Annotated in this window: 8 protein-coding genes; 7 read left to right on the top strand and 1 reads right to left on the bottom strand. The window is 29.2% G+C overall.

The features are described from left to right. Positions 1–86: 86 nt before the first annotated feature. From H9W90_RS06325 to H9W90_RS06300, 6 genes are all read left to right on the top strand, one after another. Positions 87–2,393, top strand: a complete 2,307-nt coding sequence (locus tag H9W90_RS06325) for a glycoside hydrolase family 65 protein (RefSeq protein WP_187483605.1) — start codon at positions 87–89, stop codon at positions 2,391–2,393. A 55-nt stretch (positions 2,394–2,448) separates the two neighbouring features. Beyond that, positions 2,449–4,377 (top strand): glycoside hydrolase family 13 protein, encoded by a 1,929-nt coding sequence (locus H9W90_RS06320; protein WP_187483604.1) that lies wholly within the window; start codon positions 2,449–2,451, stop codon positions 4,375–4,377. A gap of 81 nt (positions 4,378–4,458) precedes the next feature. Continuing rightward, positions 4,459–5,427, top strand: coding sequence for an alpha/beta hydrolase (locus H9W90_RS06315; protein ID WP_187483603.1), 969 nt, complete (start codon positions 4,459–4,461; stop codon positions 5,425–5,427). A gap of 40 nt (positions 5,428–5,467) precedes the next feature. Beyond that, positions 5,468–7,894 (top strand): glycoside hydrolase family 31 protein, encoded by a 2,427-nt coding sequence (locus tag H9W90_RS06310; protein WP_187483602.1) that lies wholly within the window; start codon positions 5,468–5,470, stop codon positions 7,892–7,894. An 8-nt stretch (positions 7,895–7,902) separates the two neighbouring features. Continuing rightward, positions 7,903–9,777: an alpha-amylase family protein gene (locus H9W90_RS06305; RefSeq protein ID WP_187483601.1), complete on the top strand. Its 1,875-nt coding sequence runs from the start codon at positions 7,903–7,905 to the stop codon at positions 9,775–9,777. Positions 9,778–9,785: 8 nt separating this feature from the next. Then, positions 9,786–11,441 carry an alpha-amylase family glycosyl hydrolase gene (locus tag H9W90_RS06300; protein ID WP_187483600.1) on the top strand — a complete coding sequence of 552 codons (1,656 nt, stop codon included), beginning with the start codon at positions 9,786–9,788 and terminating at the stop codon, positions 11,439–11,441. A 108-nt stretch (positions 11,442–11,549) separates the two neighbouring features. Here the strand turns inward: H9W90_RS06300 and H9W90_RS06295 are convergent, their stop codons facing one another. Continuing rightward, entirely contained in the window at positions 11,550–11,738 is a 189-nt protein-coding gene (locus tag H9W90_RS06295) for a hypothetical protein (protein WP_187483599.1), read from the bottom strand. A 204-nt stretch (positions 11,739–11,942) separates the two neighbouring features. Between H9W90_RS06295 and H9W90_RS06290 the strand changes: the two genes are divergently transcribed. Next, positions 11,943–14,750: a triple tyrosine motif-containing protein gene (locus tag H9W90_RS06290; RefSeq protein ID WP_187483598.1), complete on the top strand. Its 2,808-nt coding sequence runs from the start codon at positions 11,943–11,945 to the stop codon at positions 14,748–14,750. The last annotated feature ends 49 nt before the right edge of the window (positions 14,751–14,799 follow it).

Genomic DNA, 14,799 nt, shown 5'->3' with positions numbered 1-14,799 from the left:
AAGAAAGATCAAAATTCAAAAACGAATTTCGACTACTAACTTCCCACTTCTAACTTCCCACTATTTTCTTATAATAAAATATAAAAATGAATCAAGATTATATCATACCCAATGATTGGTCCATCATAGAAGAAGGTTTTAATCCAGAAATGGTAAAATCGTCTGAAAGTCTATTCAGTATTGGTAATGGCGCTATGGGACAACGTGCTAATTTCGAAGAAAATTACACGGGTTCAACTTTTCAAGGAAGTTATATTGGTGGTGTTTACTACCCAGATAAAACTAGAGTTGGTTGGTGGAAAAACGGCTATCCAGAATATTTTGCAAAAGTTTTAAATGCACCAAATTGGATTGGAATTAACGTTCAAATTAACGACGAAAATTTAGATTTACACACTTGTAAAGAGGTTTCAAAATTTAAGAGAGAACTCAACATGAAAGAAGGTTGGTTGTCGCGAAGTTTTGAAGCTGTTTTACAAAATGGAGTTAAAATTAATGTTGAAACAAAACGTTTTTTAAGTCTAGAATTAGATGAGGTTGGAGCAATTAAATATGCTGTAACACCTTTAAATTCCGATGCAAAAATTACTTTTTCTCCATATTTAGATGCAGGAATTACAAATGAAGATACCAATTGGGATGACCAATTTTGGGATGTTTTAGAAGTTACCCAAAACAACCAACAATCTTTTATTAAAGCTAGAACTATGAAAACACATTTTTATACGTGTACTTTTATGGAATCTCGTTTGTTTTTAGATGGAAACGAAGTAATAACTGGTTGTAATAATGAAAAAACAGCTAATTATGTTTCATGTAATTATCAACAAGAAACCAAAAAAAATCAAACGTTTACAATTCATAAGTTTGGAGGTTATGTGGTTGATAGAGATCATAATAAAGACGAATTAGTTAAAGTAGCAAAAGATGTTTTAGACAAAGCTGTAAGTTTTGGTTTCTATGCTTTATTAGAAACTCAAAAGCAATCCTGGGCGCAGATTTGGAAAATGTCCGACATAACAATTGAAGGAGATGTAAAAGCACAACAAGGAATTCGCTTTAATATTTTTCACTTAAATCAAACTTATTTAGGAACAGATTCAACTTTAAATATTGGTCCAAAAGGATTTACAGGAGAAAAATATGGAGGAAGCACATATTGGGATACAGAAGCGTATTGTATTCCATTTTACATGGCAACAAAAGACCAATCTGTAGCAAGAAAATTATTAGAATATAGATACAATCATTTAGAAAAAGCGATTGAAAATGCTGAGAAATTAGGTTTTAAAAACGGGGCAGCTTTGTATCCAATGGTTACAATGAATGGCGAAGAATGTCATAATGAATGGGAAATTACTTTTGAAGAAATTCATAGAAATGGCGCTATTGCATTTGCAATTTTTAACTATCATCGTTTTACAAACGACTATTCTTACATTCCAGAAAAAGGATTGGAAGTTTTAATAGGAATTGCACGTTTTTGGCACCAAAGAGCAACATTTTCTACCAATAAAGATAAGTTCATGATTTTGGGAGTAACAGGACCCAATGAATATGAAAATAATATCAACAATAATTGGTACACAAATTACATTGCAAAATGGTGTATTAATTATGCTTTAAAAAATATAGAACTTGTAAAAACTGACCATATTTCAGATTATATTAGAATTAAAGAAAAAGTTTATTTTACTGATGATGAATTAATTGGATGGAAAAAAGTGGCAGATAATATGTATTTTCCATATTCGGAAGAGCATAATGTATTCTTACAACAAGATGGTTTTTTAGATAAAGAATTAATTACTGTTGCAGATTTAGATAAAAGTCAAAGACCAATTAACCAGAAATGGAGTTGGGACAGAATTTTACGTTCTCCATACATAAAACAAGCAGATACTTTACAAGGTTTCTACATGTTCGAAGATGATTTTTCTACGGAAGAATTAGAACGTCATTTCGATTTTTACGAACCATTTACAGTTCATGAAAGTTCACTTTCTCCTTGTGTACATAGTATTCAAGCTGCAAAGTTAGATAGAATGGAACAAGCGTATACGTTCTATTTAAGAACGTCAAGATTAGATTTAGACGATTACAATCACGAAGTAGAAGAAGGGTTACATATTACTTCTATGGCAGGAACTTGGATGAGTATTGTAGAAGGTTTTGGAGGTATGAGAGTGTTAAATAACACCTTGACTTTTGCACCAAAAATTCCAAAAGGATGGCAAACGTATTCGTTTAAAGTAAACTTTAGAAATCAAATAATTACTGTGAGTGTTTCACAAAATGGAACTGTTTTTGAAATTGATGGCAACAATGAATTAAACATTCTTGTTAACGGAGAAAAAGTAACAGTATCACCAAATAATTTACAAACTGTTTAAAATAATTCTACAAGGTTTTTTTACTGAAAAACCTTGTAGAAAATATTAATAATAAATGAAAAATTTTATCATTATACCATTTGTAATCTTATTTTTAGCATGTAATTCATCAACAGAAAAAAAAATAAGTAAAGAACAAATGCCAGTTTCAAATACTATGTTAGAAAGAGTAGAACCGCCAAATTGGTGGGTAAATTTTAAAGACTCTTCACTACAATTGTTAGTTAAAGAAAATAATATTGGAGATTTTACGCCAAGTATTTCTTACGCTGGGGTAACTATTGATAAATTTCACAAAGCAAGAAGTGAAAATTATTTATTTATTGATATTTTAATAGAGAAAAATACAAATCCTGGAAAGTTTGATATTGTTTTTACTTCGGAAAAAGGATTAAAAAAAACACATACTTACGAGTTAAAATCTAGAGTAAAATCTGCAGAAGATTATGTTGGTTTTAATAGTTCTGATGCTATTTATTTAATTACACCAGATCGTTTTGCAAATGCAGACGAATCTACAGATGTTATCAAAAATTTAAAAGATACTTCTTTAGATAGAACAGATGGTTACAAACGTCATGGTGGAGATTTAAAAGGAATAATAAATCATATAGATTACATATCTAATTTAGGTTTTACTACTGTTTGGCCAACACCAGTTTTATTAAATGATATGGCTAGAGGTTCCTATCATGGTTATGCAATTACAGATTATTACACAGTAGACCCTCGTTTTGGAACCATGGCCGATTATAAAAAGTTAGCAGATGATTTAAGAGAAAAAGGCATGAAACTCATCATGGATCAAGTTGCAAATCATTGTGGTTTAGAACATTGGTGGATGAAAGATATTCCTTTTGATGATTGGGTAAATAACCAAAAAAACTACGAAGATAATATCGATAATTGGGGTTGGGAATCTAATATCGGTTCTAATCACAGAAGAACTACAAATCAAGATTTTTACGCTTCAGAGTCAGATAAAAAAGGAAATAACGAAGGTTGGTTTGTTGCAGATATGCCTGACCTAAATCAGAGAAATCCATTTATGGCAAAATACATTATTCAGAATAGTATTTGGTGGATAGAAACGTTAGGTTTAGGTGGAATTAGACAAGACACTTACCCTTATCCAGATAAAGATTTTATGTCTGATTGGGCAGGAGCAATTATGGCAGAATACCCAAATTTTTCTATTGTTGGCGAAGAATGGAGTTACAACCCATTATTGGTTGGTTATTGGCAAAAAGGTGCAAATAATAAAGACGGTTATGAGTCTAATTTAAAATCACCAATGGATTTTCCAATGCAAAAAGCTATAATAGATGGTATAAATGAAGAAGAATCTTGGGACAAAGGTTTGGTGAAATTGTATGAAGGTTTGGCAAACGACTTTCATTATACAACACCAAAAGATATTATGGTTTTTTTAGACAATCATGATAAAAGTAGGTTATACACAGAAGTAAAAGAAGATGCAGCCAAAGCTAAAATGGCGTTCAGTTATATGTTATTGTTGCCAAGAATTCCACAAGTTTATTACGGAACAGAAATTTTAATGGACGATTCTGCAAATCCTGGAGATCATGGCTTAATTAGAACAGATTTTCCTGGAGGTTTTAAAGGAGATAAAATAAACGCATTTACTGGAACTGGTTTGTCTGAAAAGCAAAAAGACATGCAGAGTTTTGTGTCTAAATTACTAAACTACAGAAAAAATAGTAAGGCAATTCATGATGGTAAAACCATTCACTTTGCACCTTTTATGGGAACTTACTTTTTGTTTAGAATTTTAAATGATGAAATTGTTGTGCATATAATCAACAAAAATGATAAACCAATTACAATCGACTTAAAAAGATACGCAGAAATTGGTTTAGAAGGGAAAACTTTAAAAAACCTTATTTCTGGGCATGATTATATTTGGGGAGATTCTATGGAATTAAAAAACAAAGGAAGTATCATTTTAACCACAAAAAAGTAAAATTTTCAAATCAGAATCTGTCAGTTCGAGTAATTCTGATTTTTTATCAGAATTGTATCGAGAACTTTTAAAGAACAAAATATGAAAAATATAATTATTCTTTGTTTAATGCTGTTTATTATTTCTTGTAAATCAGAAAGTAAGGAGAATAAGAAAGAAGAAAAAAAGGTTGATAATATTTCTGCAAAAGTACTAGAAGATGCTGTATTAACCGCAGGAAAATTAATAAGAGTAGATTCTTTTCCTACAAAACACATTACTCCAAGACCTGTAGATGTTTGGTTACCAGAAAATTATTCTGATGAAAAAAAATATGCAGTTTTATACATGCACGATGGTCAAATGTTGTTTGATGAAACCACTACTTGGAATAAGCAAGAATGGAAAATAGATGAAGTTGCATCAAAATTAATGAAAGAAGGTGTTACTAAAGAATTTATAGTTGTTGGTATTCACAATATTGCAGCATTAAGATGGTTGGACTTGTATCCAGAAAAAGCCATGAATTTTTTAACAAAAGAAGAGTTAGAAAGGGTTAAAAGTTTATCGAATAATGATTTTACTTTAGAAGATTTAAATGGTGATGAATATTTAAAATTTTTAGTTGAAGATTTAAAACCTTATATAGACAAAACATATTCTGTTTACACAAATAAAGAAAACACATTTGTGGCTGGTTCTTCAATGGGTGGCTTAATGTCCATGTACGCAATTTCTCAATATCCAGACGTTTTTGAAGGTGCAGCTTGTATTTCTACACATTGGGTTGGCGCAAAACCAATAGAGAATAATCCATTACCAAATTCAATTCTTACTTATTTAGAAAAGAATCTTCCTGATGTAAAAACACATAAAATGTATTTTGATTATGGTAATAAAACTTTAGATCAGTTTTATCCTGTTTATGCACCCAAAGTTGATTCTATTTTTCTAAATAACGGATTTACAGAAGCAAATTTCAAAAACTTATTTTTTGAAGGAACAGATCATTCAGAAATTTCTTGGCAAAAAAGAATAGATATACCATTAACATTTTTACTGAAAAAATAACGTCATTCTGAATTTGTTTCAGAATCTCATAAACTAATTTATGAAAACATTAAAACTCCTTTTTTTATTTTTTTTCTTATCTACTTTTTCATTTGCTCAAAACTCAAATAGAATTTTTAAAAAAGCTTCAGTTATAAAAGATGATATTTTAAATGTAGAAGTTAATGATGGATTTTATCTAATAAAATTTTACAATTCTAAAATTGTTGAAACTTCTTTTATCCCAAAAGGAGAAACATATTCTCTAAAATCTCATGCAGTAATTTTAGACAGAAATTCAACAGATGTAACTTTTAATGAAGTTTCAAATTATATAAATTTTTCATCAAGAGGTGTTTTAGTAAAAGTTCAAAAAGCGCCATTTAAAATCTCTTATTTTTATAAAAACGAAGAAATTACATCAGAAAAACAAGGCTATTTTAAGTCGAAACACAATCCTTTAGAAACAGTAAAAGGTAATATTATTGCAGAAGAAACCGAGAAAATAGAATTCAATTTAACTTCAGATGAAATTTTATATGGAGCAGGAGCAAGGGCTTTAGGAATGAACAGACGTGGTAATCGTTTGGCATTATTTAACAGAGCGCATTATGGTTATGAAACACATTCAGAAATGATGAATTTTACGTTACCAATTGTAATTTCATCAAAAAAATACATGCTTCATTTTGATAATGCACCAGTTGGTTATTTAGATTTAGATAGTAAAAAAGACAATTCTTTAACTTATGAAACCATTTCCGGTCGTAAAACGTATCAAGTAATTGTTGGTGATTCTTGGATTGATTTAATAGATAATTATACCAATTTAACAGGAAAACAGCCTTTGCCTCCAAGATGGACTTTAGGTAATTTTTCCAGCAGATTTGGCTATCATTCTCAAGAAGAAACAGAAAATACCATTGCTAAATTTAAGGAGGAAGAAATTCCTGTAGACGCTGTTATTTTAGACTTGTATTGGTTTGGAAAAGAGATGAAAGGAACCATGGGGAATTTAGAGGTTTACAAAGATTCTTTCCCAGATATGAAAGGAATGATTTCTAATTTTAAAAAGAAAGGTGTAAAAACAGTTTTAATTACAGAGCCATTTATTTTAACCAACTCTAAAAAATGGAATGATGCTGTAGAAAAAGATGTTTTAGCGAAAGATTCTGTAGGGAATTCTGCAAAATATGATTTCTATTTTGGAAATACAGGAATTGTAGACATCTATAAGAAAGAAGGAAAAGAGTGGTTTTGGAATATTTACAAAGACATTTTAAGTCTTGGAGCAAAAGGACTTTGGGGAGATTTAGGTGAGCCAGAAGTACATCCAACTTGGGTGCAACATGCAACAGGTTCTGCAAATGAAGTCCATAATATTTATGGACACGATTGGGCAAAACTAATTTTTGATGGCTATAAAATTAATTTCCCTAACGAAAGACCTTTTATTTTAATGCGAGCAGGTTATTCAGGTTCACAACGTTTTGGAATGATTCCTTGGTCTGGAGATGTAAACAGAAGTTGGGGTGGTTTGCAAAGTCAGCCAGAGATTTCTTTACAAATGGGAATGCAAGGTTTGGGTTATATGCATTCTGATTTAGGCGGATTTGCAGGCGAAAATTTAGATGATAATTTATATACTCGTTGGTTACAATATGGTGTTTTTCAACCCATTTACAGGCCTCATGCACAAGAAGATGTAGCAAGTGAACCCGTTTTTAGAAGTGAAAAAGCAAAGAAATTAGCAAAAAAAGCTATTGAATTGCGTTACAAATTACTGCCTTACAATTACAATTTAGCGTTCGAGAATAACCAAAAAGGAACACCTTTAATGCGCCCAATTTTCTTTGAAGAAGATGATAAAAAATTAATGACAAATGCCTCTACTTATTTATGGGGAAAAGATTTTTTAATCACGCCAATTTTAAAAGATTCAGTAAAAACAAAAGAAATTTATTTTCCGAAAACTGCAAATTGGTTCAATTTTTATTTTGATGAAGAAAAAATTGAAGGCGGACAAACAAAATCAGTAAAAGTGAAGCAAAAATCAATTCCAACTTATGTGAGAGGTGGCGCTTTTATTTTGATGACAGATGTAATTCAAACTACAGACGATTATGATGGCGACAAATTAGAACTGCATTATTATTATGATGCTTCCGTTACAGAAAGTGAAAGGACTTTTTATAACGATGATGGAGTTACTGCAAATGCGTTTGAAAAAGAAAATTACGAGTTGTTACAATTTGAAGCAGAAACTTGTAAAAGATGGTTAGAAATTGATTTGGAAGCCCAATTAGGAAGTAATTGGAAATCAACAGAAAAAGAAATTATGTTAGTTATTCATAACATCAATTGGAGTCCGAAAAAGATAAAAGTGGCAGGAAAAAGAAGAAAAATTACTCCAGAAAACAATGTTTTAAAAATTCCTGTAAAATGGAATACTAAAAAAGAAGTAGAAATAAAAATATCATTAAAATAAGCCGAATTATGAGAAAAATATACAGCGTTTTAACCGTTTTAGTTTTAAGTATCTTAATTGGTTGTTCAACAGAAAAAGTTTCAGAAAAGAAGATGAAGAGTACAGTTACGAAGAAAAAAATAGTGGTTTATCAGGTTTTTACACGTTTGTTTGGGAACACAAATACCACCAACAAACCTTGGGGTACAATTGAAGAAAATGGTGTTGGTAAATTCAATGATTTTACAGACAAAGCTCTAACTGAAATTAAAAATTTAGGTGTTACGCATATTTGGTACACAGGCGTTCCTCATCATGATGTAATTCGAGATTATACAAAATACGAAATTTCAAATGACGATCCAGATGTTGTAAAAGGTAGAGCAGGATCTCCTTACGCAGTAAAAGATTATTACAACGTGAATCCGGATTTGGCTGAAAATGTAACAAACAGATTGCAAGAATTTGTAGCTTTAATAGAACGTTCTCATAAAAACGATTTAAAAGTGATTATTGATATTGTTCCAAATCACGTTGCAAGAAATTACCAAAGTTTATCAAACCCAGAAGGAACCAAAGATTTTGGTGCAGAAGATGATACTTCTTTAGAATACCATGTAGATAATAACTTCTATTACGTGCCAAACAAAGCATTTGAAGTGCCAGATTTTTTAAATGGATATTTACCTCTAGGTGGCGAAAAACACCCACTTTCTGATGGTAAATTCGATGAAAATCCTGCAAAATGGACAGGAAATGGCGCGCGTTCTCCTAAACCAAGTTTTTATGATTGGTACGAAACTGTAAAAGTAAATTATGGGATTTCTCCAGATGGGAAAAAGGAATTTGACGAATTACCAACAGATTTTGATAATGAAAATTATAAAAAACATTTCGAGTTTTGGAAAGATAAAAAAGTACCAAATTCTTGGATAAAATTTAGAGATATTGCTTTGTATTGGATTGCTAAAGGAGTAGATGGTTTTAGATATGACATGGCAGAAATGGTGCCTGTTGAATTTTGGAGTTTTATGAACTCTGCAATCAAAATGAAAAATGAAAATGCTTTTTTATTGGCAGAAGTGTATAATCCTAGTTTGTATAGAGATTACATTAAAAAAGGAAAAATGGATTATTTATATGACAAAGTTCAGTTGTATGACACTATAAAACACGTAATGCAAGGAAAGGGTTTAACAGATAATATTCCACCAATTATTGAAGATTTAAAAGATATTGAACATAATATGTTGCATTTTTTAGAGAATCATGACGAACAAAGAATTGCGAGTCCAGAATTTGCTGGAAATGCCCTAAAAGGAAAACCAGCAATGGTAGTTTCTACCACAATTTCTACAGCACCAACAATGGTTTATTTTGGTCAAGAATTTGGTGAAGATGGTTCCGAAAATGCAGGTTTTGGAAGTCCGTCAAGAACTTCAATTTTCGATTATGTGGGTGTTCCAACTTTACAAAGATGGGTAAATGATAAAAATTTCGATGGAGGAAAATCAACCAAAGAAGAACTCGATTTAAGAGATTTTTACAAACGTTTATTAAACTTTACTATTAAAAGTGATGCTTTAATGGGAGAATATGCAGATTTACATCAATATAATAGAGAAAATACGCCAAATTATACACACAAAATATTGTCATATACTCGTTTTTCAGAAGATGAAAAATTGGTAATTATTTCTAATTTCGATGATAATGAAGCCTTTAAATTTCAATTAAAAATTCCTTCAGAAATTATTAAAAAATGGAATTTAGAAGAAGGAACTTATGTATTGAAAGATAAACTATACAATACAAAATCATTTAATTTAGTTGTGAATAATTCAGTAGGAAATATTAATATCGTTATCAATCCATTAGAATCTTTTATTCTTCAAATCCAATAAAATTTATCATGAAAAAAATATTCTTCATTTTCATTTTTGTAGCTATCATTAGCTGTAAAGAAAATACATCAAACAATAAAGAAGTAAAACTAACTGCAAAAAAAGAATTTGTTTGGGAAGGAGCAAACATCTACTTTTTGTTAACAGATAGATTTAATAATGGCGATACTTCTAATGATATTAATTTTGATAGAACCAAAGAAACTGGTAAGTTACGTGGTTTTGAAGGTGGAGATATTAAAGGAATTACGCAAAAAATTGAGGAAGGTTATTTTACCAAATTAGGAATCAACGCTATTTGGATGACGCCAATTGTAGAGCAAATTTATGGTGGAACAGATGAAGGTACAGGGCTTTCTTATGGTTTTCATGGGTATTGGGCTAAAGATTGGACAAAAATTGACCCAAATTACGGAACAAAAGAAGATCTTAAAGAATTGGTAAAAATTGCTCATAAAAACGGAATTAGAGTTTTGTTAGATGCAGTAATTAATCATACAGGACCTGTTACAGAAAAAGACCCTGTTTGGCCAAATGATTGGGTTCGTACAGAACCACAATGTACTTATGATAATTATGAACACACAGTATCTTGTACTTTGGTTAAAAATTTACCAGATATTAAAACAGAAAGTAATGAAAACGTAGCTTTGCCTCCACAATTAGTTGCAAAATGGAAAGAAGAAGGACGTTATGAAGAAGAAGTTGCAGAATTAGATGCATTTTTTGAAAGAACAGGCCATCCAAAAGCACCTCGTTTTTATATTATAAAATGGCTAACAGATTATATTACAGAATTCGGAATTGATGGTTATAGAGTAGATACAGTAAAACATACAGAAGAATTTGTGTGGCAAGAATTTAAAGAAGAATGCGATGTAGCTTTTGCAGAATACAAGAAAAATAATCCTGAAAAAGTTTTAGATAATAATGATTTTTATTTAGTTGGAGAAGTATATAATTATGCAATTTCTCACGGAAAAGCATTTAGTTTTGGTGATAAAAAAGTCAATTATTTTGATAAAGCATTTAATAGTTTAATCAATTTTGAAATTAAATGGAATGCTAAACAAATGACCGAAAAAGACGTTTTTCATAAATATGATACAATTCTTCAAAATGAATTAAAAGATTACGGAATTTTAAATTATATGACTTCTCATGACGATGGTCAACCTTTTGATAAGGAAAGAAAAATGCCTTTTAAAACAGCTACAATGTTAATGATAACACCTGGAACTTCTCAAGTGTATTATGGAGACGAATCTGCTAGAAATTTAACAATTGAAGGTACAGTTGGTGATGCAACTTTACGTTCTTTTATGAATTGGGACGATATAAAAAACAATGTTAAAACACAGGAAGTATTAAGTCATTGGCAGAAGTTGGGGCATTTTAGAGCAAACCACATGTCAGTTGGCGCAGGAAAACATCAATTAATATCAGAAAAAAATGGTCTATTTTTCTCAAGAGTTAGAAATGAAGATAAAGTTGTAATTGGTATAAATATAATAGAAAACAAGATAGATATAGATGTTTCTTCTGTATTTAGTAATGGTGATATATTAAGAGATGCTTATTCTAATAAAGAAATTGAAGTAAAAGAAGGGAAAGCAAGTTTTATGTCAGAATTTAGTGTTGTTTTATTGGAAGATAAACAATAAATAAAACGCAAAGATTAGTCTTTAGTTACTTTATCATATTCACTAATCATGAAATATGCCCATAGAACTACGCAAAATCCAACAAAAATAGAAAGGTATAAAATTATCTTATCTGCGCTCATTATAAATAAGTTTTATGTAAATCATTACACCTAATAGAGTTGGTGCCCAAAGACCAAGGAAAACTCCATGTAATCTATAACCAGTTAAAAAAAGGTATTCTGCTACAATGATAATTAATGCGCACAACAATAGCATTAAAAAATTACCTATTCCTATTTTTTTTATAAAATTCATTTACCTGTTTATTGCTTCCTATAAAAATAATTAAAAATTATTCTTTTTACAGTAAAAAAGAGTTTTAAGTTTTATTTTATTTGTGTTATTAATAAAATACACTTAACTTCAACCTTTTATAAACTATACATTTCATTACTTCAGTTTTGTACATGCTTAATTATTAGTATTTTATATCTTTTGTTAGCCAAACATTTTTTTTGAATGAAAAAACATTTCCATACACAGTTATTAGCGCTTCTACTTTTTTTCCCTTTTTTTAAATCTACTTGTCAAGAGTTTCCTCCAATAAATATTTTTACAACAGAAAATTATGGAGCAGAGAACCAGAATTGGGACATTTCTCAATCTGAGAACAAATTTATTTATGTAGCAAATAATAAGGGATTATTAGAATATAATGGTGCTATGTGGCATTTATATCCTACACCTAACCAAACTATAATGAGGTCTGTAAAGGTTATCGAAGATAAAGTATTCACAGGCTTTTATATGGATTTTGGATTTTGGATAAAAAATAAATTTGGAGTATTAGAGTATACTTCAATTACAAAAGAACAAAATGTTGAAATGCTCGAAGATGAGCAAGTTTGGAGTATTTTAGAAGTTGATGGTTGGATGTTATTTAAGTCTTTAGAAAGAATTTATTTATATAATATAGATAGTAAAGCTTTAAAAGTTATTAAGGCAGAAAACAGGATAGAAAAAATATCTAAAGTTGATGGGGTTATTTATTTTCAAGAAATAAATAAAGGTGTTTTTAAGATAGAAAATGGTGTGCCTAAACTAATTTCGGATGATATTATTTTAAAAGAGAATATCCTAGTAGAAATTTTTAAAACAGAGGATAAATTATTGTTTTTAACGCAAGAGAAAGGTTTCTATTTTTTAAGTAAAAATAATATTGAAAAATGGAAAGTTTCTTCTGAAAATAAGATAGCTGGAAAATTAATATACAGTGCAAAAAAATTAAAAAACGGAAATTTTGTTTTAGGAACTATTTCAAATGGATTAATTTTTTTATACGGTAATGGAGACTTCAATTACCAAATTACCCAAAGTTCTGGTTTAAGTAATAACACAATACTTTCTGTTTTTGAAGACCAAGAAAATAACATTTGGTTAGGTTTAGATAATGGAATTAATTGTGTAAATAACGCTTCACCTTTTAAGTTTTTTACTCAAAAAAATGATTTTTGGGGTACTATATACACTTCTGTAGTTTATGAAAATAATTTATATATAGGTACAAACCAAGGTTTGTTTTACAGGAATGTTAATTCAGAAAAACCGTTTCAATTTATAGAAAACACTCAAGGTCAAGTATGGAGTTTAGTTGTTTTAGAAGACACTTTGTTTTGCGGGCATAATACAGGTACATTTATTATTGAAAAAGGTAAATCTGAAAAAATTAACAATGTTCAAGGAACTTGGGATATTGTACAAAAAGATAAAAATACTTTAATTCAAGGGAATTATGATGGCTTATATGTATTAAAAAAACAAGGTTTAAAATGGGTTTTAAGAAATAAAATTGAAGGGTTTAATACCTCAAGTAGGTTTTTTACACTTTTAGAAAATGATAAAATTATTGTAAACCATGAGTATAAAGGGGTTTTTAAATTAAGAGTTGATTCCGAATTTAGAAAAGTTATTAAGCAAGAGAAAGATTCTAGTGTAAGTAAAGGAATTCATTCTAGTCTAGTGAAATATAATAACGATATTCTTTATACAAGTAAAAAAGGGGTGTTTAAGTATGAATTAGATAAAAATAAATTTGTAAAAGAATCAACTTATAGTAAGTTAATTCCTAAAGAAAATTTTACATCTGCAAGATTAGTTAATAATTTGTCAAGTAATAAATTATGGTCTTTTACTAGTGAAGATATAAAGTATTTAATTCCAGGTAAATTAAGTAACAAACCAATTATAAAAAGTATACCTATTTCAGAAAACTTAAGAAAAGCTAAAACTGGGTTTGAAAACAGTATTCAAATTAAGAATAATAAACAGCTTATAGGTACAAGTAAAGGATATTTAATAGTAGATTTAAAAAAAGTAAAAGAGCGTGAAGATTTTAATATATCTATAAATAAAGTATATAGTTTTCCATTAGATCAAGAAAAAAGAAGTGTAAATTTATCTAATAACATAACCTTTCATAATAAAGAAAACAATGTTGAATTCTTTTTTAGTGTGCCTAATTACACTAAAACATCTACAACCAAATATCAATATCAATTATTAGGGCAAAATAAAGATTGGAGTTCTCCAGTTTCCTCAAATAGTATTTTGTTCGAAAATATTCCGTTTGGAAATTACACTTTTAAAGTTAGGGCAATTATTAATAATAAATTAAGTAGTAACGAAGCTAAATTCAGTTTTAAGATAGAAAAACCTTGGTATCTATCTAATATAATGGTGGTAATCTATATTGTGCTAATACTTTTATTGTTTTTTGTTTGGCATATAATTTCTAGAAGATATTATAAAAAGCAAAGAGAGAAATTACTTTATAGAGCACAAAAAGAACTTGAGCTTAAGGAATTAGAAAGTAAGCAAGAAATCATGAAACTTAATAATGAAAAATTAAGAGTAGACATAGATAGTAAAAGTAGAGAGTTAGCAAGTTCTACTATGAATATTATTAAGAAAAATGACTTCTTAAACACTATTAAAACCGAGTTAGTAGATGGTGGTGAGAAAAATATACCTAAAGTTGTTAAGATTATAGATAAGAATTTAAACAATACAGATGATTGGAAGATGTTTCAAGAAGCATTTAATAATGCAGATAAGAAGTTCTTAAAAAAGATGAAAAACAAACATCCAGAATTAACTCCAAATGATTTAAGGTTGTGTGCGTATTTAAGGTTAAACCTCTCATCTAAAGAGATTGCGCCTTTATTAAATATTTCTCCAAGAAGTGTAGAAGTTAAGCGTTATAGGTTGCGTAAAAAAATGAACTTACCTCATGATTCTAACTTAACAAATTACATTTTAGAAATTTAGCAACCAATCATTGTTGTAAATCACCTATACAATACCACAACATCTATTT

The sequence above is a fragment of the Polaribacter pectinis genome (genome assembly GCF_014352875.1).
Lineage (GTDB): Bacteria > Bacteroidota > Bacteroidia > Flavobacteriales > Flavobacteriaceae > Polaribacter > Polaribacter pectinis.
Note: the sequence above shows the minus strand (reverse complement) of the source record. Positions and strands in the feature narration are given on the sequence as shown.